The organism is Sphingomonas sp. DC4900, assembly GCF_049896485.1.
Taxonomy (GTDB): domain Bacteria; phylum Pseudomonadota; class Alphaproteobacteria; order Sphingomonadales; family Sphingomonadaceae; genus Sphingomonas; species Sphingomonas aquatilis.
Genome location: NZ_JAFCUK010000008.1, coordinates 124,994 through 149,205 on the forward strand (window position 1 = coordinate 124,994; position 24,212 = coordinate 149,205).

At 66.8% G+C, this 24,212-nt stretch carries 24 protein-coding genes and 2 tRNA genes; 18 read left to right on the forward strand and 8 right to left on the reverse strand.

The window, feature by feature from the left end; genetic code table 11:
• The first annotated feature begins 82 nt into the window (after positions 1-82).
• The 5 genes from secY (at position 83) to ACP690_RS11125 (ending at position 4,994) form a co-directional block, all read left to right on the forward strand.
• Positions 83-1,447: a preprotein translocase subunit SecY gene (gene secY, locus ACP690_RS11105; RefSeq protein ID WP_017979472.1), complete on the forward strand. Its 1,365-nt coding sequence runs from the start codon at positions 83-85 to the stop codon at positions 1,445-1,447.
• Positions 1,448-1,486: 39 nt separating this feature from the next.
• On the forward strand, positions 1,487-2,134 hold the full coding sequence (locus tag ACP690_RS11110; protein WP_017979471.1) for an adenylate kinase: 648 nt from the start codon (positions 1,487-1,489) through the stop codon (positions 2,132-2,134).
• A 390-nt stretch (positions 2,135-2,524) separates the two neighbouring features.
• Positions 2,525-3,220 carry a response regulator transcription factor gene (locus ACP690_RS11115; RefSeq protein WP_017979470.1) on the forward strand — a complete coding sequence of 232 codons (696 nt, stop codon included), beginning with the start codon at positions 2,525-2,527 and terminating at the stop codon, positions 3,218-3,220.
• Between the two features lie 78 nt (positions 3,221-3,298).
• Positions 3,299-4,645, forward strand: a complete 1,347-nt coding sequence (locus ACP690_RS11120) for a sensor histidine kinase (protein WP_426261089.1) — start codon at positions 3,299-3,301, stop codon at positions 4,643-4,645.
• A 148-nt stretch (positions 4,646-4,793) separates the two neighbouring features.
• Entirely contained in the window at positions 4,794-4,994 is a 201-nt protein-coding gene (locus ACP690_RS11125; RefSeq protein ID WP_017979468.1) for a hypothetical protein, read from the forward strand.
• 172 nt (positions 4,995-5,166) lie between these two features.
• Here the strand turns inward: ACP690_RS11125 and ACP690_RS11130 are convergent, their stop codons facing one another.
• Positions 5,167-5,310 carry a hypothetical protein gene (locus tag ACP690_RS11130; RefSeq protein ID WP_426261088.1) on the reverse strand — a complete coding sequence of 48 codons (144 nt, stop codon included), beginning with the start codon at positions 5,308-5,310 and terminating at the stop codon, positions 5,167-5,169.
• 99 nt (positions 5,311-5,409) lie between these two features.
• On the opposite strand from ACP690_RS11130, the gene ACP690_RS11135 reads away from it, so the two are divergent.
• From ACP690_RS11135 to guaA, 6 genes are all read left to right on the forward strand, one after another.
• Positions 5,410-5,655 (forward strand): hypothetical protein, encoded by a 246-nt coding sequence (locus ACP690_RS11135; protein ID WP_017979466.1) that lies wholly within the window; start codon positions 5,410-5,412, stop codon positions 5,653-5,655.
• A gap of 169 nt (positions 5,656-5,824) precedes the next feature.
• Entirely contained in the window at positions 5,825-6,193 is a 369-nt protein-coding gene (gene rpsM, locus ACP690_RS11140) for a 30S ribosomal protein S13 (RefSeq protein WP_017979465.1), read from the forward strand.
• An 84-nt stretch (positions 6,194-6,277) separates the two neighbouring features.
• Complete coding sequence (gene rpsK / locus ACP690_RS11145) at positions 6,278-6,667, forward strand: 30S ribosomal protein S11 (protein ID WP_017979464.1); 390 nt, start codon at positions 6,278-6,280, stop codon at positions 6,665-6,667.
• An 83-nt stretch (positions 6,668-6,750) separates the two neighbouring features.
• Complete coding sequence (locus tag ACP690_RS11150; RefSeq protein ID WP_017979463.1) at positions 6,751-7,818, forward strand: DNA-directed RNA polymerase subunit alpha; 1,068 nt, start codon at positions 6,751-6,753, stop codon at positions 7,816-7,818.
• Between the two features lie 256 nt (positions 7,819-8,074).
• Entirely contained in the window at positions 8,075-8,497 is a 423-nt protein-coding gene (gene rplQ, locus ACP690_RS11155) for a 50S ribosomal protein L17 (RefSeq protein ID WP_043060684.1), read from the forward strand.
• 242 nt (positions 8,498-8,739) lie between these two features.
• The gene (gene guaA, locus ACP690_RS11160) at positions 8,740-10,296 is read left to right on the forward strand and encodes a glutamine-hydrolyzing GMP synthase (protein WP_043060683.1); all 1,557 of its coding nucleotides are present in this window, start codon (positions 8,740-8,742) and stop codon (positions 10,294-10,296) included.
• A 188-nt stretch (positions 10,297-10,484) separates the two neighbouring features.
• Here the strand turns inward: guaA and ACP690_RS11165 are convergent, their stop codons facing one another.
• Positions 10,485-11,183: a pirin family protein gene (locus ACP690_RS11165; RefSeq protein ID WP_426261087.1), complete on the reverse strand. Its 699-nt coding sequence runs from the start codon at positions 11,181-11,183 to the stop codon at positions 10,485-10,487.
• 157 nt (positions 11,184-11,340) lie between these two features.
• Between ACP690_RS11165 and ACP690_RS11170 the strand changes: the two genes are divergently transcribed.
• Positions 11,341-12,150 carry a shikimate 5-dehydrogenase gene (locus ACP690_RS11170; protein WP_426261086.1) on the forward strand — a complete coding sequence of 270 codons (810 nt, stop codon included), beginning with the start codon at positions 11,341-11,343 and terminating at the stop codon, positions 12,148-12,150.
• Positions 12,151-12,196: 46 nt separating this feature from the next.
• Here the strand turns inward: ACP690_RS11170 and ACP690_RS11175 are convergent.
• Both ACP690_RS11175 and ACP690_RS11180 read right to left on the reverse strand, forming a co-directional pair.
• A tRNA-Arg gene (locus tag ACP690_RS11175) sits at positions 12,197-12,273 on the reverse strand.
• Positions 12,274-12,333: 60 nt separating this feature from the next.
• Positions 12,334-12,410: transfer RNA gene (locus ACP690_RS11180), tRNA-Pro, on the reverse strand.
• 134 nt (positions 12,411-12,544) lie between these two features.
• Here ACP690_RS11180 and pnuC point away from each other — a divergent pair.
• Genes pnuC through lepA form a run of 3 tightly spaced genes read left to right on the forward strand, consistent with a single transcriptional unit; the run spans position 12,545 to position 15,489 of the window.
• Complete coding sequence (pnuC, locus tag ACP690_RS11185) at positions 12,545-13,123, forward strand: nicotinamide riboside transporter PnuC (protein ID WP_426261085.1); 579 nt, start codon at positions 12,545-12,547, stop codon at positions 13,121-13,123.
• Positions 13,120-13,644, forward strand: coding sequence for an AAA family ATPase (locus ACP690_RS11190; RefSeq protein ID WP_147036497.1), 525 nt, complete (start codon positions 13,120-13,122; stop codon positions 13,642-13,644). Before pnuC ends, ACP690_RS11190 begins: the two co-directional genes overlap by 4 nt.
• Before the next feature lie 33 nt (positions 13,645-13,677).
• A complete protein-coding gene (gene lepA / locus ACP690_RS11195) occupies positions 13,678-15,489 on the forward strand; it encodes a translation elongation factor 4 (RefSeq protein ID WP_017979455.1) in 1,812 nt (603 codons plus the stop codon).
• Positions 15,490-15,897: 408 nt separating this feature from the next.
• Here the strand turns inward: lepA and ACP690_RS11200 are convergent, their stop codons facing one another.
• The 3 genes from ACP690_RS11200 to ACP690_RS11210 form a co-directional block, all read right to left on the reverse strand.
• Complete coding sequence (locus ACP690_RS11200; protein ID WP_226341824.1) at positions 15,898-16,356, reverse strand: hypothetical protein; 459 nt, start codon at positions 16,354-16,356, stop codon at positions 15,898-15,900.
• Positions 16,357-16,429: 73 nt separating this feature from the next.
• Complete coding sequence (locus ACP690_RS11205; RefSeq protein WP_426261084.1) at positions 16,430-16,897, reverse strand: YaiI/YqxD family protein; 468 nt, start codon at positions 16,895-16,897, stop codon at positions 16,430-16,432.
• A 12-nt stretch (positions 16,898-16,909) separates the two neighbouring features.
• Positions 16,910-18,646 carry a DEAD/DEAH box helicase gene (locus ACP690_RS11210; RefSeq protein ID WP_426261083.1) on the reverse strand — a complete coding sequence of 579 codons (1,737 nt, stop codon included), beginning with the start codon at positions 18,644-18,646 and terminating at the stop codon, positions 16,910-16,912.
• Positions 18,647-19,054: 408 nt separating this feature from the next.
• Between ACP690_RS11210 and ACP690_RS11215 the strand changes: the two genes are divergently transcribed.
• On the forward strand, positions 19,055-20,350 hold the full coding sequence (locus ACP690_RS11215) for an MFS transporter (protein WP_426261082.1): 1,296 nt from the start codon (positions 19,055-19,057) through the stop codon (positions 20,348-20,350).
• Complete coding sequence (locus ACP690_RS11220; protein ID WP_426261081.1) at positions 20,347-21,585, forward strand: arsenic transporter; 1,239 nt, start codon at positions 20,347-20,349, stop codon at positions 21,583-21,585. The genes ACP690_RS11215 and ACP690_RS11220 overlap by 4 nt, the downstream gene beginning before the upstream one ends.
• 128 nt (positions 21,586-21,713) lie before the next feature.
• Here the strand turns inward: ACP690_RS11220 and ACP690_RS11225 are convergent, their stop codons facing one another.
• Entirely contained in the window at positions 21,714-22,895 is a 1,182-nt protein-coding gene (locus ACP690_RS11225) for an NAD(P)/FAD-dependent oxidoreductase (protein ID WP_426261080.1), read from the reverse strand.
• 60 nt (positions 22,896-22,955) lie between these two features.
• Between ACP690_RS11225 and ACP690_RS11230 the strand changes: the two genes are divergently transcribed.
• Complete coding sequence (locus ACP690_RS11230) at positions 22,956-23,807, forward strand: HpcH/HpaI aldolase/citrate lyase family protein (protein WP_426261079.1); 852 nt, start codon at positions 22,956-22,958, stop codon at positions 23,805-23,807.
• Positions 23,808-24,212 lie beyond the last annotated feature (405 nt).

The window sequence follows — 24,212 nt, forward strand, 5'->3', positions numbered from 1 at the left end:
ACAAGGCGCGCGTAGCGCCTATATGAGCGGCGGGGGCGGACAAACGCTTACCCGCCGTTTTCGTTTCAGGACACCGACACGCATGGCATCCGCAGCCGACCAGATGGCGCAAAGCATCAGCCTCGCGAAATTCGCGCAGGCGACCGACCTTAAAAAGCGGCTGTGGTTTACGATCGGCGCGCTGATCGTCTTCCGCCTGCTGTCCTACGTGCCGCTGCCGGGCATCGATCCGACCGCATTGGGCCTGCTGAGCCAGCGCACCACGGGCGGCGTGCTCGATTTCTTCAACACCTTCTCCGGTGGCTCGCTCAGCCGCATGTCGCTGATCGCGCTGGGCGTGATGCCGTACATCACGGCGTCGATCGTCGTGCAGCTGTCGACCTCGCTGTCGCCGCAGCTCGCCGCGATCAAGAAGGAAGGCGAATCGGGCCGCAAGAAGCTCAATCAGTACACCCGCTACGGCACGGTCGCGCTCACCGCGATCCAGGGCTATTTCATCGCCGTCGGCCTCGAAGCGCTGTCGGCGACGAATGGCGTGCAGGCGGTGATCGAGCCGGGCATGACCTTCCGCATCGCGGCGGTCATCAGCCTGATCGGCGGTACGATGTTCCTGATGTGGCTGGGTGAGCAGATCACCAGCCGCGGCATCGGCAACGGCGTGTCGCTCATCATCATGGCGGGCATCGTCGCCCACCTGCCGACCACGCTGGTCAACCTGCTGGAAGGCGGCCGCTCGGGCTCGATCGATGCGGTGCGCCTGATCGGCATTATCGTCGCGGTCGTCGCGCTGATCCTGTTCATCTGCTTCATGGAGCGTGCGCAGCGTCGCATCCTGATCCAGTACCCGAAGCGCCAGACGCAGCGTGGCATGCAGGCGGATCGCAGCCACCTGCCGCTGAAGATCAACACCGCGGGCGTGATCCCGCCGATCTTCGCCTCGTCGCTGCTGCTGATGCCGCTGACGATCTCGCAGTTCGCCGGCCAGCGCGTCGCGGGCCAGTCGAAGTGGGGTGATTTCATCATCGCGCTCAACCAGTATCTGGCGCACGGCCAGCCGGTGTACATGGCGCTCTACGCCGCCGGCATCATCTTCTTCTCGTTCTTCTACACCGCCGTCGTCTTCAATCCGGAAGAGACCGCGGACAATCTGAAGCGCTATGGCGGGTTCATTCCCGGCATCCGCCCGGGCAAGAACACCGAAACCTATTTCGACTATGTGCTGACGCGCATCACGGTGATCGGCGCGGCCTATCTGGTCATCATCTGCCTGCTGCCGGAATATCTGGTCTCGGCACTGTCGATCCCCTTCTATCTGGGCGGCACGAGCCTGCTGATCGTCGTCAACGTGACGATGGACACGGTGACGCAGATCCAGAGCCATTTGCTGGCGCATCAGTATGGCGACCTCATCAAGAAGGCGAAGCTGAAGGGCGGACGCCTGCGTTAACGCCGCGACGACGATTGCACCGACGACAAGGGGACACGCGTGAACATCATCCTTCTCGGGCCGCCGGGGGCGGGCAAGGGCACCCAGGCGCAGCGGCTGATGGCCTCGCGCGGCATGGTGCAGCTGTCGACCGGCGACATGCTGCGCGCTGCGGTGAAGGCGGGCTCGCCCGTCGGGCTGCAGGCGAAGGCGGTGATGGATGCGGGCGAGCTGGTGTCGGACGACATCGTCTCGGCGCTGATCGGCGAGCGGCTGGACCAGGGTGTCGGCGGGGGCGCGATCTTCGACGGCTATCCGCGCACCGCGGCGCAGGCTGCTTCGCTCGACTCGCTGCTCGAAGCGCGCGGCATGACGCTGGATCATGTCATCGAGCTGGAGGTCGACGAGGCTGCGCTGATCGAGCGCGTCGAGGGTCGCTACACCTGCGCCAAGTGCGGCGAGGGGTATCATGATCGGTTCAAGCTGCCCAAGGTCGCCGGCGTTTGCGACGTGTGCGGCTCGACCGAGTTCAAGCGCCGGCCGGACGACAATGCCGAAACCGTGCGGACGCGGATGAACGAATATCGCGCCAAGACCGCGCCGATCCTGCCGATCTACCAGGCGCGCGGCCTGGTGCAGCGGGTCAACGGCATGGCCGACATCGAGCATGTCGCGAACGAGATCGCGACGATCCTCGACGGCGAGTGAGCGGTTTGACGTTGGAATGAGGGAAGGGCGGTCCGATCGGGCCGCCCTTTTTCGTTTGCCGGACATGCCGTCATTCCCGCGAAGGCGGGAATCCAGACGCGCAGGTCTTCGCAAGGGCCGTGAGCTCGGAGGTTATGGATTCCCGCCTTCGCGGGAATGACGGGAGGGGGGGAGCGATCGCCTGCAAATGACGCAATTGTCATGTCGCGGTCATCGCCCCTCCACCTCGCATTCCGTACACCGAACCCGTGGCCGCCACGCGGCCGAACGGTTCGACGAGATCGGCGCCCGACACTCCCGGGGGTGCCGTGGCGGCCGGCGGAGGGCTTGCTTTCCGCCGGCCGTTCCCGTTTGAAGGCAGACGGTTGCAGACAGGCGAAAGGAGCGCGCATGACCCGCAAGATCCTGGTGGTCGAAGACGATGCGTCGACCTCGGCCTATCTCGCCAAGGGCCTGTCCGAAGCCGGCTACGCGGTCGAAGCCGCGCATGACGGGCGTGACGGTCTGTTCCTCGCCAGCGAGGGCATCTTCGACCTCATCATCGCCGACCGCATGCTGCCGGGCCTCGACGGCCTCGCCATGGTCAGCGCGATTCGCGCGGCGGGGCTGGATACGCCGGTGCTGATCCTGTCCGCGCTGGGCGCCGTGGACGACCGCGTCGACGGCCTGAAGGCAGGTGCAGACGATTACCTCTGCAAGCCCTTCTCGTTCGCCGAACTGTCGGCCCGGATCGAAGCGCTCGTCCGCCGGTCGGACCGCGCCGGGGCGGAGCCGACCAAGACGCGCCTGTCGGTCGGCGACCTGGAGATCGACCTGCTCTCCCGCGCCGTCACCCGCGCCGGCCGGTCGATCCCGCTCGGCGCACGCGAATTCAACCTGCTGGAATTCCTTGCGCGGCATGCGGGGCAGGTGGTGACGCGTACGATGATGCTGGAGAAGATTTGGAACTACCATTTCGATCCCGGCAGCAACGTGGTCGACGTCCACATCGGTCGCCTCCGCCGCAAGCTGGAGGAAGGCTTCCCCACCCCGATCCTCCACACCGTGCGCGGCGCGGGCTACCGTCTGGCGGCCGACCCCGCCTGAGTTCGGCCGGTAGCGGCTGTCCTTGGCAAGGGGCCGTCCCGGACTGTCCGCTGAACGCCGGATGCGATAGGGCGAGCCATGCGCCTGTCCGTCACCGCCCGTATCGCCCTGCTGTCGATCCTGTTGACGCTGGCCGCCAATATCGTGCTGCTCGGATTCGTCTGGAAACAGACCGATGCGGTGGTCGTCGACACGGTGCGCCGCGACACGATCGAACATGCCGAGGCGATGCGCGCGCTCTACCGCATCGGGGGGCTGCCGCCGGTGGTGGCGGCGACCGCCCAGGCCCATACGGGCGACGACAGTTCCTTCTTTATCGCGGTGTTGGATCGCAAGGGCCGGACGGTTGCGGGCGCGCTGCCCCCCGGTCTGTCACCGGCCTTGCTGCCCACTGCGTTCCGAATCGGCGATGTCGTTTCGCCGACCACGCGCGACGGCATCGGCTATGTGCTGCGCCCAATCGGCGACCATTGGCTGTTCGCCGGTCGCCGACTCGACGTGGTGGATACCGAGCGTCGTGCGATCGAGGATGCACTGGTGATCGCCGTGCTGCTGTCGCTGTTGCTCGGGGTGGTCGCGGCGTTGATCCTCGCGCGCTACGTCGGCCGGCGGTTGACGCGCATCGCCGCGGTGGTGGAGGCGGTGAGCGAAGGCGACCTGTCGCGGCGCGTGCCGCTGACGCCCGCGCATCGCGATGCCTTCGATCGATTGGCAGATCGGTTGAACCAGATGCTTTCGAAACTCGAACGGCTGATGGTCGAACTGCGCGTCGTCACCGACAGCCTCGCGCACGACCTACGCTCCCCGCTCGCGCGTCTGCGGACGAAGACCGAGCAGGCGGTGCTGATCGCCGATCCGCAGGCGCGCGAGGCGGCGTTGGGCGGGCTGCTCACCGAAACCGACCTCGTGATGCGCATGTTGACCATGGTGATCGAGATCAGCCGATCCGAATCCGTGTCGCGCGACCGCTTCACCGAGGTGGCGCCCGCCGAACTGGTGCGCGAGATCGCCGATCTCTACGAACCGGTCGCGGAGGATGCGGGGCTGGTCTTCACCGTCGCGATCGACGACTCGGCGCCGGTGATGCGCGTCCACCGCGAATTGCTGAGCCAGGCGATCGGCAACCTGATCGACAATGCGTTGAAACATGCCGGCGATGGCGGCGCGCTGACGCTGCGGCTGGAACGGCACGCGACGGAGATGGCGATCCAGGTCGAGGATCGTGGCGCAGGGATCGCCGAGGCGGATCGCGAACAGGCGCTGAAGCGCTTCGGACGGCTGGACGCGGCGCGCACCACACCGGGGGCGGGCCTCGGCATGGCGCTGATCGAGGCGGTCGCACGCTTGCACGACGGGCGGTTCGAACTCGCCGACAACGCGCCGGGCCTGATCGCGCGGATCGTGCTGCCAGTGACGCGGACCTGACCACGGGGCCGATCCGCCCACTCGTCGCGTTTTCCCCACCGCCGATGGTTAACCACTTGTCAGGGCGCGGCGCTTAGTGTGTCGGGCAGGACGCGGCCGGGGGGCTGCATGTGGGGCTTTTGCGCCGGAGACGGCAAGAAGGAGCGTTATGCTGGGGGCCATCGTTTTCACCTATGGCATGCTGATGAGCTTTGTGTTCCAGGGCGCGGCCCGGAACGCCAAGCTGAAGCGGCCCAATCCGCCGATGCTGCAATATGTCGGCTATCTGCTGGTCGGCCTGTCCGCCGGCTTGTCCGGTATGCTGCTGCTGATGGCGTTCACCGCAAAGGCGCCTTTCCCGCTGGTGTGAGGGCGCGCGCTACCGCTTTAAGGGGGGCGCTACCGCGTCCTCTACCAGTTCCCGTAACCCGTTCGCCCTGAGCCTGTCGAAGGGCGCCTCACCGCAAGCGGATCGCTCGTGGGTAGGCGCCCTTCGACAGGCTCAGGGCGAACGGCGTATATACGGTAAGGAAAGTAGGCCCTTACGCCGCCCGGCGCGTCGCGAGGGCGGCCTCAATCCGCGCGACCAGTTCGCTCAGCGACGGCGCGACCCATGGCGCAGCGACGGGAGCCGGCGCCCGCACCTGACGGACGAGGCGGGCATAAGCGTGTTGCGACAGGGCCATGACATCTTCCTCGGACTGACCTGAGGAACGATGCCGCCAACATGCTCACCAAAAGGTTAACGGCTGGCCTCGGCGTCGCAAAGCGGTACAGCGATCGGCATGACTGCGCTCAATCTGTTCGGCCTGTTCGCCATCCTGTTCATGCTGCTGTGCTACCTGATGGAAGAGCGGTCGCCGTGGTGGACTTTGGGCTTCGCCTTCGGCTGCCTGCTCAGCTCGGCCTATGGGTTCCTGCAGGGTGCCTGGCCGTTCGGCGCGGTGGAGCTGCTCTGGACGGCGATCGCCATCCGCCGCTGGTGGGTGGGGCTAAGGAAGGTGCGGGCGAATGCGGAACCGCTCGCTTGACAGGGCGTTTGCGCGCGCCTACCTGCCTGTCCTTCCGAAGCACCGGTCCCGGCGGCGCCTGTTGGCGCGCGTCGCGTGCATGCGTACAGGGCAGGTGTTGCTCGGAAGATGCGACGAGATGGGGTTTGTGCGGCCATGCCAAACCCTGTGGAGCTAGGAGAAACGTTTCATGGCACGTATCGCGGGTGTCAATATCCCGACCAACAAGCGCGTGGTGATCGCGCTGACGTACATTCACGGCATTGGCCCGGCCAAGGCCAAGGAAATCACGGAAAAGCTGAACATCGCCGCCGAGCGCCGCGTTCAGGACCTGACCGATCAGGAAGTGCTGCAGATCCGCGAGACGATCGACGCCGATCACACCGTGGAAGGTGACCTTCGTCGCGAAACCGCGATGAACATCAAGCGCCTGATGGATCTCGCCTGCTACCGTGGTCTGCGTCACCGCAAGGGCCTGCCGGTCCGCGGCCAGCGCACGCACACCAATGCGCGCACCCGCAAGGGCAAGGCGAAGCCGATCGCAGGGAAGAAGAAGTAAGCGCCTGCGCGCTTCCTTCTCCGCCGGAAGCTGGTCGGCAACGATCGCCCGGCGTTTCAGCTAGTTAAGGTCAGGACATAATCCATGGCACGTGAACCGCAGCGTCTTCGCCGTCGCGAACGCAAGAACATCACCGCCGGCGTCGCGCATGTGAACGCCAGCTTCAACAACACCATGATCACCATCACCGACGCGCAGGGCAACGCCATTTCGTGGTCGTCCGCCGGCATGATGGGCTTCAAGGGCAGCCGCAAGTCGACCCCGTACGCCGCTCAGGTGGCCGCGGAAGACGCCGGCAAGAAGGCCGCCGAGCACGGCGTCCGCACCCTCGAGGTCGAGGTGAAGGGTCCGGGTTCGGGCCGCGAATCGGCGCTGCGCGCGCTGCAGGCGGTCGGTTTCCAGATCACCTCGATCCGCGACGTCACCTCGATCCCGCACAACGGTGTGCGTCCGTCGAAGCGTCGCCGCGTCTGATTACCCACGCGCCGGCTGACGAGCCGGCGCGTCTTTCTCCCGGCTGGAGCTGCCCCCGTTCCGGCCCAAATTAGGGGACACCTGTGTCTGTCAATGCAAAGAACTGGCAGGAACTGAAGAAGCCCAACGGCCTTGAGAAGAAGGGCGGCGATGGCAAGCGCAAGGCGACCTTCGTGGCCGAGCCGCTGGAGCGTGGCTTCGGCCTGACGCTTGGCAACGCGCTGCGTCGCGTGCTGCTCTCGTCGCTGCAGGGCGCCGCGGTCACCTCGATCAAGATCGAGAACGTGCTGCATGAGTTCAGCAGCCTTGCCGGCGTGCGCGAAGACGTCACGGACATCGTCCTGAACGTCAAGCAGATCGCGCTCAAGATGCAGGGCGAAGGCCCGAAGCGTCTCCAGCTGTCCGCCACCGGCCCGGCCGAGGTGAAGGCCGGCGACATCGCCGTGTCGGGCGATATCGAGGTGATGAACCCCGATCTGGTCATCTGCCATCTGGACGAAGGCGCGACGCTCAACATGGAGCTGACCGCCGACATCGGTAAGGGCTATGTGCCCGCGACCGCCAACCGTCCGGCCGATGCGCCGATCGGCCTGATCCCGGTCGATGCGCTGTATTCGCCGGTGCGCCAGGTGTCGTACAAGGTCGATCCGACCCGCGTCGGTCAGGACCTCGATTACGACAAGCTGACGCTGACGATCGAGACCGACGGCACGGTGACCCCGGAAGACGCGGTGGCCTATGCCGGCCGCATCCTTCAGGACCAGCTGGCGCTGTTCGTCCACTTCGACGATTCGGCGATCACGCGCTCGTCGGCACCGATCGGCCAGGCGGCCGCTCCGGCAGCCGGTGGCGAGACGGCTGGCGACACGCAGCAGATCAACCGTTACCTCCTCAAGAAGGTCGACGAGTTGGAGCTGTCGGTGCGTTCGGCGAACTGCCTGAAGAACGACAACATCATCTATATCGGCGATCTGGTCGGCAAGACCGAAGCCGAGATGCTGCGTACCCCGAACTTCGGCCGCAAGTCCTTGAACGAAATCAAGGAAGTGCTCTCGTCGATGGGGCTGCGTCTGGGTATGGAAATCCCCGGCTGGCCGCCTGAGAACATCGAAGAGATGGCCAAGAAGCTCGAGCAGGAGATTATGGGCTAAGCCGCATCGGGATAGCGATGCTATCCCGAAGACGGCGTCAGCCCGGCCGACGGGTCGGGGAGCGGCAACGCCGCAACCCGAACCCGTTAGACGTGACCGGTGCGGCTTCGCCGCACCGCCACCCGGCCACCGAAAGACACCCTTCTCGGCGTGACTTTTGTGACTTTCCAAAAGGGGCGAACGGCGGTCCCCTGCTATCAAACCGCCAGCCTTGGGGTTCCGTGACACGGCCCCCTGACAAACGAAGGAAATACCCATGCGTCATCGCGTCGGCGGCCGTAAGCTGCAGCGTACCTCGGCCCATCGTACGGCCCTGTTCCGCAACATGTCGGCCGCGCTCATCAAGCACGAGCAGATCACCACCACCGTCGCCAAGGCGAAGGAACTGCGTCCCTACGTCGAGAAGCTGGTGACGCTGGCGAAGAAGGGGGGCCTGTCCAACCGTCGTCTGGCGCACGCCCGCCTGCTCGACGATGCGCAGCTGGTGAAGCTGTTCGACGTTCTCGCGTCGCGCTATGCCGACCGCAACGGCGGCTACACCCGCATCATCAAGGCCGGCATCCGCGCCTCGGACGCGTCGCCGATGGCGATCATCGAATTCGTCGACCGCGACGTGTCGGCCAAGGGCCAGGATTCGGGCCCGGTGATGTCGGACGAGGATTTCGACGAGGCGGCGTAAGTCTCTCCACCACCGTTCGGGCTGAGCCTGTCGAAGCCCTTGGGTCTTCCCATGCCCTTCGACAAGCTCAGGGCGAACGGAGGTTAAGTACTGACAAGAAGAAGGTCGCACCAGCGATGGTGCGGCCTTTTTCCTGTTTGTCAGTCACTTGGCTCGCCCCGGCGAAGCCGCGTCGTCGGACGGGTGCTTCGCACCGCCGGCCGGGCTTGGCCTTATGCGGCTGCGCCGCTAAGGCCGGCGCCATGCAGCACAGCGACAGCATTCTCATCGTCGATTTCGGCAGCCAGGTCACGCAGCTCATCGCCCGCCGGGTGCGAGAGGCGGGGGTCTATTCGGAAATTGCGCCCTTCCAGTCCGCCGACGAGGCCTTCGACCGGATCAAGCCGGCCGGCATCATCCTGTCGGGTGGTCCGGCCTCGGTCACGGCCGAGAACAGCCCGCGCGTGCCGCAGCGCTTCTTCGACGCCGGTCTGCCGATCCTCGGCATCTGTTACGGCCAGCAGGTCATGACCGCGCAGCTGGGCGGCAATGTCGTCGTCTCCGGCGACGGTGGCGAGTTCGGCAAGGCCTTCGTCGACGTGCAGACCAGCTGCGGCCTGTTCGACGGCCTGTGGGCCGAGGGTGAGCGCCACCAGGTGTGGATGAGCCACGGCGACAAGGTCGACGCGCTGGCCCCCGGCTTCACCCCCGTCGCCGTATCGGAAGGGGCGCCCTTCGCGATCGTCGCCGACGAGGCGCGCCGCTTCTATGGCGTGCAGTTCCACCCGGAAGTTGTTCACACGCCGGACGGCGGCAAGCTGATCGCCAACTTCGCTCGCCACGTCTGCGGCCTGACGGGCGACTGGACGATGGCCGAATTCCGGGACGCCAAGATCGCCGACATCCGCGCCCAGGTCGGCAGCGGCAAGGTGATCTGCGGTCTGTCGGGCGGCGTCGATTCGGCGGTCGCCGCACTGCTCATCCACGAGGCGATCGGCGACCAGCTGACCTGCGTGTTCGTCGACGGAGGCATCCTGCGGGCCGGTGAGGCGGAGCAGGTCGTCGGCCTCTTCCGGGGTCATTACAATATCCCGCTCGTTCATGTGCAGGCGCAAACGCTGTTCATGAACGGCCTCGCCGGGGTCACCGATCCCGAGGCGAAGCGCAAGTTCATCGGCAAGACCTTCATCGACGTCTTCGAGGCGGAAGCGAAGAAGATCGGTGGGGCGGAGTTCCTGGCGCAGGGCACGCTCTATCCCGACGTCATCGAAAGCGTCAGCTTTACCGGCGGTCCGTCGGTGACGATCAAGAGCCACCACAATGTCGGCGGCCTGCCCGAGCGCATGAACATGAAGCTCGTCGAGCCGCTGCGCGAGCTGTTCAAGGACGAGGTCCGCGCGCTGGGCCGCGAGCTAGGGTTGCCCGAAATCTTCGTCGGCCGCCACCCGTTCCCCGGGCCCGGCCTCGCGATCCGCATCCCCGGCGAGGTCACGCAGGAACGCTGCGACATCCTCCGCAAGGCCGACGCCATCTACCTCGAAGAGATTCGCAACGCCGGGCTGTACGATGCGATCTGGCAGGCGTTCGCGGTGCTGCTGCCGGTCCGCTCGGTCGGCGTGATGGGCGACGGCCGCACCTATGACAGCGTGCTGGCATTGCGCGCCGTCACCTCGGTCGATGGCATGACCGCGGAGGCGTTCCAGTTCCCCGGCGACTTCCTGCCGCGCGTCGCGACCCGGATCATCAACGAGGTGAAGGGCGTCAACCGCGTCGTCTACGACTATACCAGCAAGCCCCCCGGCACGATCGAGTGGGAGTGACCGGGACTCGCGATCCTGCGGGGCAGGATCGCGGCCCGGTCACTCGGCAGCGAGCTTCCGCCGCCGGGTCAGCTACGCAGGAACCGTTCGCCCTGAGCCTGTCGAAGGGCAGGTGAGTCTCACCCTGCTTCGACAGGCCCAGCATGACCGGCGTGTTGGGCGGTGAGGCCCGCTGTGCAGGAGTGGCCTTACGCCACGTCCACCAGCACCACTTCGCTGTCCTCCAGCGCGGTCACCCGCAGCACGTCTTGGTCCGCGATCGCCGCGCCGTCGCGGGCGTTGACCCGCACGCCGTCGATCTCGACCGCACCCGTCGCCGGCACCAGATAGCCGCGCCGGTCCTTGCCCAGCGGATAGTCCGCGCTTTCGCCTGCCTTCAGCGTCGCTGCGACGACGCGGCCGTCGGTGCGGATACGCAGCGCATCGCCGTCCTCCTCGTAACCGCTCGCCAGCACGACGAACTGTCCCGCGCGATCGCCCTTGGGGAAGGGGCGGGCGCCCCAGCTCGGCTTTTCGCCGCGGCTGGTCGGCTGGATCCAGATCTGGAAGATCTTGGTCGTCACATCCTCACGATTATATTCGGCATGCGCGATGCCGGTGCCCGCGCTCATGACCTGCACATCGCCTGCCTCTGTTCGGCCGAGGTTGCCGAGATTGTCCTGATGTGTGATCGCACCTTCGCGGACGTAGGTTATGATTTCCATGTCGCGATGCGAGTGGGGCGGGAATCCGGACTGCGGCGCAATCGTGTCGTCGTTCCAGACGCGCAGATTGCCCCAGCTTTCGCGCTTGGGATCATAGTAATTGGCGAAGCTAAAATGATGCTTGGCATCGAGCCAGCCGTGGTTGGCACCGCCCAGCGACGCGAAGGGACGAAGGTCGATCATGATATGTCTCCCGATAGGGGGCGGCGGATCGCCGGCGGCCCTCGTTGATCCGCAATATGGCGCGGGTGGGCGAGGCGATGAAGGGCGGCAAACGGCAACGGTCCGTTCGCGAAATGACGTGCGTTGACGCGGGCGCCGACACGCGAGAGGAGGAGGCATGACCAAGCCCCCCATCGGCCGCGACACGCGGCTGTGCATGTCCCTGTCGGCGCGTCCCGGCAATTTCGGCTCGCGCTTCCATAACCGACTGTACGAGCTGACGGGGCTGGACTTCGTCTACAAATCCTTCTCGACCACCGACCTGCCCGCGGCAGTCGGCGGCATTCGGGCGCTGAACATCCGCGGCTGCGCGATCTCGATGCCGTTCAAGGAGGCGGTGATTGCGCTTCTCGACGGGCTCGCACCCTCCGCGGCGGCGATCGACAGCGTCAACACGATCGTCAACGACGATGGCGTGCTGACCGGCCACAATACGGATTACGGCGCGGTGGTGGATCTGCTGCGCGACGTCGACCCTGCCACGCGATTCGTACTGCGCGGATCGGGCGGCATGGCCAAGGCGGTCGCCGCCGCGCTGCGCGACAGCGGCTTTGCCGACGGCACGATCGTCGCACGCAACCGGGCGGCAGGCGAACCGCTCGCGACGCTGTACGGCTATCGCTGGGCGCCGGAACTGAACGAGGGCGCAGCGCTGCTGATCAACGTGACGCCGCTCGGCATGACGGGTGCCGATGCCGACGCGCTCGCCTTTCCGGCCGAGATGATCGCGGACTGCACGATCGCCTTCGACGTCGTGCAATATCCGCCCGAAACGCCTTTCCTCCGCGCGGCGCGCGAGGCGGGCAAGCGCTGCATTACCGGCACCGAGGTGGCGACGTTACAGGCCTTGCAGCAGTTCATCCTGTACACGGGTGTGACGCCGACCGATGCACAGGTCGCCGAGGCCGCCGCGTTCGCGCGCGGCTGAGCCGGATCAGCGAGACGCCGAGCCACATTCATCGATGTTTGAAAAATGGCGCGCCCGGAACGATTCGAACGTCCGACCCTCAGATTCGTAGTCTGATGCTCTATCCAGCTGAGCTACGGGCGCTTGGCCATGGCAGAAGCCACGGCGGGTATTGGGGCTGCGGGTGGGACCCGCAGCAATATATGGTCGGGAAGAGAGGATTCGAACCTCCGGCCCCTGCCTCCCGAAGACAGTGCTCTACCAGGCTGAGCTACTCCCCGACGGAGTCCGTCCGGGTCGTTTTCGGCGACCCGACCGTGCTTGGAGGCGCGCCTATAGCCACGCCCGAAACGGGATGCAAGCGCCCGATGCACTCTCTTGCGAAATCATGCGTGTCCGCCGTAGCAGGTGGCGCGTGAACATGATCGAAGCCCTTGCTGCGGCGCTGGTAATCCTGAACGTGGCGCTCGTCGCAGGTCGCAGCCTGTGGAACTATCCGGTCGCGCTGATAGCGGTGGCGATCTACGCAAGCGTGTTCTTCGAGGCGCGGCTGTACAGCGACGCGCTGCTCCAGGGCTTTTTCTTCGCGGCGAATTTGTACGGCTGGGCGAACTGGTCGCGCAGTCGGCATGCGGCGGGCGAGGTGGTGGTCGACACGCTCGATTCGCGGGGGCGGACGCGCTGGTTGGCGGGCGGTATCGCCGCCTGGGCGATCTGGAGCGCGCTGATGCATCGGTACACCGATGCCTCCTATCCCTGGTGGGACGGCGCGATCGCCATCGCGTCGGTGGCAGCCCAGCTGTTGCAGGCGCGCCGTCGCATCGAAAGTTGGTGGGTGTGGATCGCGGTCGATATGGCGAGCGTGCCGCTCTATGTCGCCAAGGGGCTGTGGTTTACCGCCGGCGTGTACGGGGTGCTGCTCGCGCTGGCGGTGTATGGTTACGTCGATTGGCAGCGCGCGGCGTCGCGACGCCAGCTGGCGGTGGCGGCGTGACGCCCCGAACGATCTGCCTGCACGGGCCGGAAAGCACCGGCAAGTCGGCGATGATCCCGCGTCTCGTCCAGCATTTCGGTGGCGTGCCGCATGTCGCCGAGTTCGGGCGCACCTATTGCGAGGCGTTCGGCACCGACCTGACGATGGCCGATCTGGTCGAGATCGCGAAGGGGCATGACGGCAAGACCCGCGGCGCGCTGTCAGAGCGCAGCTATCCGGTTATCCTGGACACCGATCCGCTGATGACGGCGGTGTGGGCGGACATGATGTTCGGCCGCCGCGATCCGTGGTTTGCGACCTGGACCAATACGGCGGACATCTATCTGCTCTTCGATATCGATCTGCCGTGGGTCGACGATGGCACGCGGATGTTCGGCAGCCCCGCGCAACGCCAGCGTTTCTTCGATCTCAGCCGCAAGATCCTGGAGGAACGCGGCGTGCGCTGGGCGCTGGTGAGCGGGCAGGGCTCGACGCGGTACATCAACGCGCTGCACGCGATCGAGGCGCTGAGCCGCGACTAGCGCAAAGCCGTCGTCCCCTGCTAGGGGCGGCGCATGACGACCCCGCTTTCGCAGATCCGTAACTTTTCGATCATCGCCCATATCGACCATGGCAAGTCGACACTTGCCGACCGCCTGATCCAGCGCACCGGCGGCCTGACCGACCGCGAGATGTCGAGCCAGGTGCTCGACAACATGGACATCGAGAAGGAACGTGGCATCACGATCAAGGCGCAGACCGTGCGGCTGTCATATCCCGCGAAGGACGGCGTTACCTATACGCTGAACCTGATGGACACGCCGGGCCACGTCGACTTCGCGTACGAAGTGTCGCGGTCGCTGGCGGCGTGCGAGGGCGCGCTGCTGGTCGTGGACGCGGCGCAGGGCGTCGAGGCGCAGACGCTGGCCAACGTCTATCAGTCGATCGAGCATGACCATGAGATCGTGCCCGTCATCAACAAGATCGACCTGCCCGCCGCCGAGCCCGAGAAGGTGCGCAAGGAGATCGAGGACGTCATCGGCCTCGACGCGTCCGAAGCGGTGCTGGCGAGCGCCAAGTCGGGGATCGGCATCGACGACATCCTCGACGCGATCGTCACCAAGATTCCGCCGCCCAAGGGCGATGCGACCGCGCCGCTCAAAGCGATGCTGGTCGATTCGTGGTACGATCCGTACCTCGGCGTCGTCATCCTGGTCCGCGTGATCGATGGCACGCTTAAGAAGGGGCAGCAGGTGGCCTTCATGCAGGCGGGCACGACGCACCTCGTCGACCGCGTCGGCTGCTTCCGGCCGAAGATCGAGCAGCTGACCGATCTGGGACCGGGTGAGATCGGCTTCATCACCGCGCAGATCAAGGACGTCGCGCAGGCCCGCGTCGGCGATACGCTGACCGACGCCAAGAAGCCCGCAGCCGAACCGCTGCCGGGGTTCAAGGAAGTGCAGCCGGTGGTGTTCTGCGGCCTGTTCCCGGTCGACGCCAACGACTTCGAGAAGCTGCGCGAATCGATCAGCAAGCTGCGGCTGAACGATGCGAGCTTCAGTTTCGAGATGGAGACGAGTGCGGCGCTGGGCTTCGGCTTCCGCTGCGGCTTCCTCGGCCTGCTGCACCTGGAGATCATCCAGGAGCGGCTGACCCGCGAATACGACCTCGACCTGATCACGACCGCGCCGTCGGTGGTCTATCAGATCGACCTGACGCATGGTGGCGGCCAGATCGATCTGCACAACCCCGCCGACATGCCCGATCCGAATAAGATCGAGAGCATCAGCGAACCGTGGATCGAGGCGACGATCTACGTTCCCGACGAATATCTCGGCAGCATCCTGAAGCTGTGCCAGGACCGCCGCGGTATCCAGAAGAACCTGACCTATGTCTCGGGCCGCGCCCAGGCGACGTACGAATTGCCGCTCAACGAAGTGGTGTTCGACTTCTACGATCGCCTGAAGTCGCTGTCGAAGGGCTATGCCAGCTTCGACTATCACCAGATCGGCTATCGCGAGGGCGACCTCGTCAAGATGAGCATTCTGGTGAATGAGGAGCCGGTCGACGCGCTGAGCATGATCGTCCACCGCGGCACCGCCGAAGTGCGCGGGCGTGGGATGGTCGAGCGGCTGAAGGAGCTGATCCCGCGGCACATGTTCAAGATTCCGATCCAGGCGGCGATCGGTGGCAAGGTGATCGCGCGCGAGACGATCAGCGCGATGCGCAAGGACGTGACCGCGAAATGCTATGGCGGCGACGCGACGCGTAAGCGCAAGCTGCTCGACAAGCAGAAGAAGGGCAAGGCCCGGATGCGCGAATATGGCTCGGTGAGCATTCCGCAGGAAGCGTTTATCGCGGCGTTGCGGATGGGGGATGAGGGCTGAGCGCCCGAGGCTAAGCGGCGCAGCCGCTTAGACGAGGATCAGCGCCAGCCCGGCCGACGACCGCGCGACCCTGTTGTCGCGCGTGTCGATCGACGACGCGGCTTTGCCGCGGCGCTTGCCGTGTTTCGATGTGCCTTTTTTCTTCGTCGCTCCGGACGTGTTCCGGAGCCCACTCTGCGGCGAGGCTTGGGCTTTCAGCCTCTGGGCGTCCCCCGGCCGCCTGGTGGACCGCGGAACACGTCCGGGGTGACGGTGAGGATGGGGTGAGTGTTTCGAACTTACCAGCCAACGCCGCGGCGAAGCCGCGTCGTCGATCGCCACGGCGAGGGTGAACTCGCCCGGTCGTCGGCCGGGCTGGCGCAGGCCCTCGTCTAAGCGGCTGCTTCGCTTAGACGAGGGCGCGCAGCCTCACATATAATTCTGGGGATCCGGGCTTGGCAGGTTGCAGGCGCGGGTCTTGCCGCGTTCGCAGGCGTCGACCTGCGCGCGCCAGTCGGCCATCGCCATCGCATAAGCACGCTCGCGGTCCGCCTGCAGCGCGGCATTCGCGACAATCGTCTGACGACGGGCACGCATTGCGGCGCGGTAGGCGGCGACGTCGGCCTGATAGCGCGCGTCATTGGCCGCGTTGACCGCGGTCACGGCATGACCATCCATGCGCGCCTGCGCCGCGACGTCGCGATTGGCGGCGGCGACGCCCGGCGCGCTTTCGGCGGCGATCGCGTTGCTGCGCGGGGTGTTGCTGTCGTGACCCGGATCATAGGGCAGCGGCGTGCTGGGCTGATCGGCGGGATTGGTGCTCTGGGTCTGCGCGATGGCCGGCGCGGCGATCACCAGGGCGGCACCAATAAGTAACGGACGAAACATGGAGAATGCTCCTTGTTGGACTGTCCGCGATAATCGGTGAACGACAGGTCCGGTTCCGAACCCCGTGTCGGCGTCATCGTTGCAGCTTGGCCAGCAGCGTGTCGAGGGCCTGCAGAAAGCGGCTGCGATCGGCCGCGGCAAAGGGCTTGGGGCCGCCCAATTGCTCGCCGCCCGCGCGCAAGTCTGCCATGATCGCCCGCGTCGCGATCGCGCCACCGATCGACGCGGTCGTGAAGGGCTTGCCGGTAGGCGCCAGCACCGTCGCGCCCGCCTTCAAGCAGCGATCGGCCAGCAAAATATCCGCAGTGATCACCAGTGCCGCGACATCGGCGCGCTCTGCGATCCAGTCATCGGCGGCGTCGAAGCCGTCGCTTACCACGACGCGCGTGATGAGCGGATGCTGCGGGATACGGAAGGGCGCGTTGCTGACCAGCGTCACGGGCACCTCCCGGCGCCACGCGACTTTGTAGATTTCGTCCTTCACCGGACAGGCGTCCGCATCGACGAGGATGCGGACGCCCGTTGCCGGATCGGACGTCATCGGTCGCGCGCCTTAACCGCGGGGGCCCTTGCGGTAGGGCTTGGCCTGATGCCGTGCGGGGGCGCCGCCGGTACGCGGGCGACCGGCATTGTCACGCGGCGCGCGCGGACCACGCGGACCGCCGCCGTGACCGCCCTCGGCGCGCGGATTGCCGGCGAAGGGAACGATCTGCAGACTGCCTTCGTCGCTTTCCGGGTTGGCGGTGCGCTGTACGCTGGCGAGCACGCGGTCGGCGACGGCGCGCGGCACTTCGAACAGCGTGTCGTTCGGGTTGATGCGGATCGCGCCGATTTCCGCCTTGGTGATATGGCCGCGGCGGCAGATCAGCGGCAACAGCCAGCGCGGGTCGGCATTCTGGCGGCGGCCGATGTCCATGCGGAACCAGACGGTATCCTCGAAGCCGGGGCGGGGACCCTGCTGACGCTCGCTCTGCTGCGGCGCTGCCGAATCGAGCAGGTCTTCCGCCTGCGGCATCGCGGCGCGGTGCGCGTGGACGAGCGCGGCGGCGATATCTTCGGGCGACTTTTCGGCGATCAGGCGCTGCGCCAGCTCGCGATCCTCGTCGTCGAACTCGATCGGCTCGAGCAGCGTCGCGATGAGGCGTTCGCGGTCCTGCTTGCGGATGTCGTCGGCGGAGGGCGCGGGAATCCAGTCGCAGGCGATCTTGGCCTGCTTGAGCATCATGTCGACGCGGCGGCGGCGCGGGTAGGGGACGATCAGAACCGCCGTGCCCTTCTTGCCCGCGCGCCCCGTGCGGCCCGAGCGGTGCTGGAGCGTTTCGGCGTCGCGCGGCATTTCGACGTGGATCACGAGCGTGAGGCTGGGCAGATCGATGCCGCGCGCGGCGACGTCGGTCGCGACGCAGACGCGGGCGCGCCGGTCCCGCAGCGCCTGCAATGCCTGGTTGCGCTCGTTCTGGCTGTGTTCGCCCGACAGCGCGACCGCCGCGAAGCCGCGCTCGACGAGGCTGGCGTGGAGGTGGCGAACGTTGTCGCGGGTGGCGCAGAACAGGATCGCCGTCTCCGCCTCGTGGAAGCGAAGCAGGTTGATGACGGCATGTTCGATATCGGCGGGGGCGACGGTGACCGCCTGATATTGGATGTCGCCGTGGCCGCGCGTCTCACCGACGGTCGAGATGCGCAGCGCGTCATTCTGGTAGCGCTTGGCGAGCGCGACGATCGGCTTGGGCATCGTCGCCGAGAACATCAGCGTGCGGCGTTCGGACGGCGACGAATCGAGGATTTGCTCGAGGTCTTCGCGGAAGCCCATGTCGAGCATCTCGTCCGCCTCGTCGAGCACGGCGACGCGCAGCGCGGACAGGTCGAGCGCGCCGCGCTCGAGGTGATCGCGCAGGCGGCCCGGCGTGCCGACGACGATATGCGCGCCGTGGCTGAGCGAGCGACGCTCCTTGCTGGCGTCCATGCCGCCGACGCAGGTCGCGATGCGCGCATGCGCTTCCTTATAGAGCCACATCAGCTCGCGGCTGACCTGCAACGCGAGTTCGCGCGTCGGTGCGATGATCAGCGCGAGGGGGAGGCCCGGCGGCGGCAGCGTGCCGTCGACGAGCAGTTCGCCCGCCATGGCGAGGCCAAAGGCGACCGTCTTGCCCGAACCGGTCTGGGCGGAGACGACGAGATCGCGGCCGGCGGCTTCCGGTTCGATCACCGCGGCCTGGACGGCGGTGGGCGCTTCATAGCCACGGGCGACGAGCGCTTCAGCGAGAAGCGGGGGCAGGGAGGAAAAGGGCATGGGAAACCTAAAATAAAAGCGGGCCCCGGAGCCCATGCCGACAGGGCAGGGCTGGAGCGCAGCAGGACAACAAAATCGCGATGGAAATCGCGGGCCAATGCGGGCGGCAATACGGGTAATGTGGCGCTTATCGCGTGCGCATCATGGCCGTGGCCGTAACCCCAAGAGACCCTGCCTGCGCGCCAAATCCGCGAAGCCGAGGCCGAGCGAGGCCGCGCGGGCTCCCTACGCCAAACCGCGCCGATGCGCAACTCGCGCAAAAATCGGCGGGTGGCGCCACATGCGCGCTGCAACATTCCGTAACATTTATTAGTCCGATGCGGGATCAAAGCCCGGCGCCTGCCGTTGGGCGGCGACGGATTGGAACGGGGCCGCCGCGGCGCCGACCATCGCGGTGAGGACGACTGCATGGCGACACTGGCTCCCCCGGCCCCACGGCACGCACCCCGAGATCGCGGCGGACCGCATGGCGCCGGGCGCACGCTGGATGCGCTAAACTTTTTCCTGGCGGATGTACGCGACGGGCTGGGTCCGTATCTCGCCATCTATCTGCTCGCGGTACGCGGGCCGGCGCATGGCTGGAACGAGGCGACCGTCGGCATGGTGCTGACCATCGCGGGCATCGTCGGTCTGGTATCGCAAACGCCGGCAGGCGGCCTGATCGACCGGAGCCGTAACAAGCCGGCGATCGTCATCGTTGCGGCATTGCTGGTGACGCTGACCAGCGTATCGCTGCCCTTCGTCCACGGTTTCGCGATGGTCACCGTGACCCAGTCGCTTGCGGCGGTGGCGGGGGCGGTGTTCGCCCCGGCGATCAGCGCGATCACGCTGGGCCTGTTCGGCCCCAAGCTGTTTTCGAAGCGTGTTGGGCGGAACGAGGCATTCAACCATGCCGGCAACGCCGTATCCGCCGCGCTGGCCGGAGCACTGGCGTGGAAGTTCGGCCCGGTCGTCGTCTTCTGGTTGATGGGCGCGCTGACGGTGGCAAGCGTCGCCGCAGCGCAGCGGATTCGCAACGGCGATATCGACAATGCGGTGGCGCGCGGCCTCGATTGCGAACCGGACGAAAATTGCGACCAGCCCGGCGGCTGGCGCGTGCTGGTCGAGAACCGGCCGCTGCTGCTGTTCGCCGCCATCGCGTTCCTGTTCCACCTGGCCAATGCGGCGATGCTGACGTCGGTCAGCCAGCTGCTCGCCAAGACGGTGGGCAAGGATTCGGCAACCTCGCTGACCGCCGCCTGTATCGTCGCGGCGCAATTGGTGATGGTGCCGGTCGCCGTCATCGTCGGCCGAAACGTCGATAGCTGGGGGCGCAAGCCGCTGTTCCTCGTCGCGTTCGGCGTGCTGGCGGCACGCGGTGCGCTGTATACGCTGTCGAACGACGCCTGGTGGCTGGTCGGCGTTCAGGCGCTCGACGGGGTAGGGGCGGGCATCTTCGGCGCACTGTTTCCGGTGGTGATTGCGGATCTGACCAAGGGGTCTGGCCGCTTCAACGTCGCGCAAGGCGCGGTCGCGACGGCGCAGGGGCTGGGTGCGGCGCTCAGCGCAACGCTCGCGGGGACGATCATCGTCGGCGCAGGCTATGCCGTAAGCTTCCTGACGTTGGCAGCAATAGCGGCGGTCGGCCTCGCGCTCTATGCGATGGCGATGCCCGAGACGAAGCCGAAGCATCCCGCGCCCAAGGCGAAGGGGCACGCCGCATGATCGCGACGGTCGCCATCTGTGCGGGCGCCACCGCAGGCGTCATCGCGCGGCCGTTCCGTTGGCCGGAGGCGATCTGGGCGGTCGGCGGCGCGTTGCTGCTGCTGGTCACCGACTTGATCGCGCCCGCGGCGGCGTGGGGCGCGGTGCTGAAGGGTAGCGACGTCTATCTGTTCCTGATCGGCATGATGCTGCTGTCCGAGGCGGCGCGCGAACAGGGCGTGTTCGACTGGGTCGCCAATCTTGCCGCGGCGCGCGCGAACGGATCGGCCACGCGCCTGTTCACATTGGTGTTCCTGACCGGGGTGGTCGTGACCACCTTCCTGTCGAACGACGCGACCGCGGTAGTGCTGACCCCGGCGGTCTACGCCGTGGCGCGACAGGCGGAGGTGAAGCCGCTGCCGCTGCTGTTCGCCTGTGCGCTGGTCGCCAATGCGGCGAGTTTCGTGCTGCCAATCTCCAATCCCGCGAATCTGGTGCTCTACGCCAGCGACCTGCCGCGGCTGGGCGCATGGCTCGGCGCGTTCGCGTTGCCGTCGGTGTTGGCGTTGGTCGCGACCTATGCGGGCCTGCGCTTCCTGTTCCGCGATGCGCTGAGCGGTACGGCGGCGCAGGGCGAAGGAGTGAGCCTGTCGACCGGTGGGCGGCTGGCGCTGATCGGGATCGGTGCGACGGCGACTTTGCTGACGATCGCGTCGGCGGTCGGCTGGGATCTGGGCTGGCCGACCTTCGGCGCAGGCCTTGCCACCGCGATCGCGGTGCAGGCGCGGGCCGGCGAGACGCCGCTGCCATTGCTGCGGCGGGTGTCTTGGTCGGTGTTGCTGCTGGTCGCCGGATTGTTCGTGATGGTCGAGGCGCTGGCGGAAACGGGGCTGATCCACTGGCTCGCCACGCAGCTGATGCACGGCGCAGCGAGCGACCTGCGCGCGACCGCGGCGGCGGCGGGCGGTCTGCTCGCGGTCGGTAGCAACGCGATCAACAATCTGCCCGCCGGGCTGATCGCGGCGCAGACGATCGCGGCGGCGCACCCGCCCAAGCTGATCGTCGATGCGCTGCTGATCGGCGTGGACCTCGGCCCCAACCTGTCGATCACCGGCAGTCTCGCGACGATCCTGTGGCTGATCGCAATTCGCCGCGAAGGCGAGGACGTCAGCTTCTTCCAGTTCCTCCGCGTCGGTGTGGTGACCACGGTGCCCGCGCTGATTCTGGCGATCGGCGTGCGGGTGTTGCTCGGTTGACGTGATTCGCCCGTGTCGAAGCGGCCGTCGTCCTAGCGCGGGCTAGGTTCTTCGGTCGGGGCGGGCGCTAGAGGTCGCCAAAGGCCCGAGCCGTTAATAGGGTGACGCTTCTAGGAATGAGGCAAACTCTAGAGCGCCTGCGCTGCGGCCCAGCCGCTCGCCCACGCCCATTGGAAATTGTAGCCGCCCAGCCACCCGGTCACGTCCACCGCTTCGCCGATCGCGTGAAGGCCCGGCACCCGGCGCGCCTCGAGCGTCTGCGACGATAGATCGGCGGTGCTGATCCCGCCGACGGTGACCTCCGCCTTGGCAAAGCCTTCGCTGCCGTTGGGCGCAAAACGCCAGTCGGCAAGGCGTCGCGCCGCCTCGTCCAGCCGCCGGTCCGGCGTGTTGGCGAGCTCCGTGCTCACGCCGATTCGCTCGGCCAGTGCCTCGGCGAGCCGGTCTGGCAGATGCACCGCCAGCGCGCGGCGCAAGACGGTGCGGGGCTGCTGGCGCTTCGCCTCGATCAGCCAGCCGGGCGCGGCATCGGGCACGAAGTCGATGCCGATCGCTTCGCGGGGGCGCCAATAGCTCGACACCTGCAGGATGGCGGGACCCGACAGGCCGCGATGGGTGAAGAGGGCGGCCTCGCGGAACCGCGCCTTGCCGGCGCTGGCGACCACCTCCGATGCGACGCCGGACAGCGTGGCGAACAACGCTTCCTCGCCGCCCAGCGTCAGCGGCACCAGCGCCGGCCGGGGCTCGACCACCTTCAATCCGAATCGGCGGGCGAGATCATAGGCGAATCCGGTCGCGCCCAATTTGGGGATGGAAGGACCACCGGTGGCGATGACCAGCTTCGGCGCGATCACGGTGCGGCGGGGCAGGGCGACGCGATAGGCGTTGCCGTCATGATCGACCGCACCGATCGGCGACGACAGGGCATAATCGACTCCGCCCGCCGCACATTCGTCGCGCAGCATCGCGATGATCTGCTTCGCCGACCCGTCGCAGAACAATTGGCCGAGCGTCTTTTCGTGCCAGGCGATTCCGTAGCGATCGACGAGGTCGACGAAGTCTGCCGCCGTGTAGCGGCCCAGCGCCGATTTGGCGAAATGGGGGTTGGCGGACAGATATCGGTCGGGCGCCGTGTGGATATTGGTGAAGTTGCAGCGCCCGCCGCCCGAGATCAGGATCTTGGCGCCGACTACGTCATTGTGGTCGACCAGCAATATGCGGCGGCCGCGTTGTCCGGCGACCGCGGCGCACATTAGACCGGCGGCGCCGGCGCCGAGGACGATCGCATCATAGGTATCGGGGCTCGTCATGCGGCGCCGGTAGCCGCTGGCGGCGGCGTCGGCTAGCACGGCGCGCTTAAGGAGAGAGCGATGCGACTGAGATCCCTGCTGTTCGTACCCGGCGACCGGCCGGAGCGATTCGCCAAGGCGGCGACCAGCGGCGCGGATGCGATCATCCTCGACCTAGAGGATTCGGTCGCGATCCCGGCAAAGGCGGCGGCGCGCGAGGCGGTGGCGCGCTATCTGGCGGAACCGGCGGACGTGATTCGGTTCGTCCGCGTCAATCCGTTGGGGAGCGGCGACCTCGATGCCGATCTTGCGGCAGCGCGCGGCGCGGCTGGCGTGATGCTGCCCAAGGCGGAGGGGGCGAAAGACATCGCGGCGCTGGTCGCGCGGATGGGCGATGCGGTCGTGCCGATCCTGCCGGTGGCGACCGAGACGCCGCGCGCGGTCTTTGCGCTCGGGGGCTATGACGCGGTGGCAGAGCGGCTCGCCGGCCTGACCTGGGGGGCGGAGGATCTGCCCGCCGCGATCGGCGCCAGTGCGGCACGCGAATCGGACGGGCGCTATACGCCGCCCTATGAGGTGGTTCGGACGCTCGCCTTGATGGGCGCGCATGCCGCGGGGGTGGCCGCGATCGAGACCGTCTATCCGGCGATTCGCGATACGGACGGGCTCGCCGCTTATGCTGCCCGCGGGGCGCGCGACGGCTTTACGGGTATGATGGCGATCCACCCGGCCCAAATTGCCGCGATCAACGCCGCCTTTACGCCGGTGGACGAGGCGCTGGCCGACGCGCGTGCGGTGGTGGCGGCCTTTGCCGCGGCACCGGGAGCGGGGGCGCTGCAGCTGGATGGGCGGATGATCGATGCCCCGCATCTCAAACAGGCGCGGGCGCTGCTGGCACGGGCCGGCGAGGGGCAAGACGCTCAGGGAATGTGACAGTCAGGCGGCGGCCCGGGAAACCGGCCGCCGCTGGTGCGTTGAGACGCGACGAACCCCGGAACCGGGGATCGGCAGTAGATCGACGCCTAGAGGGCCTCAGCAGGCCTTCTCAGCGACTTTTTCGGGTGTCCGCAAAAAATCTGCAATTTTTGTGTTGACGGCCCAGGCGCCCCCGCCTAGATGGGTGTCACCGCAGCGGTGGCCGACACGGTCACCGAGGCAGTCACAAAAAACCTGGCGCGCTGACCGCCCCGAGAAAAAGGGGTAAGGTAGCTGTGCCGGTGTTTTTGTCGGCTCTTTGACATTGTAGGTAAGATGAAGGGACATGTGGGCGGCGGCTCGTGTGTTTTGGGTCCTCAAGGCTCGAAGCGCACGTTAAGCTAACAAGCCGTTCCATGTCCT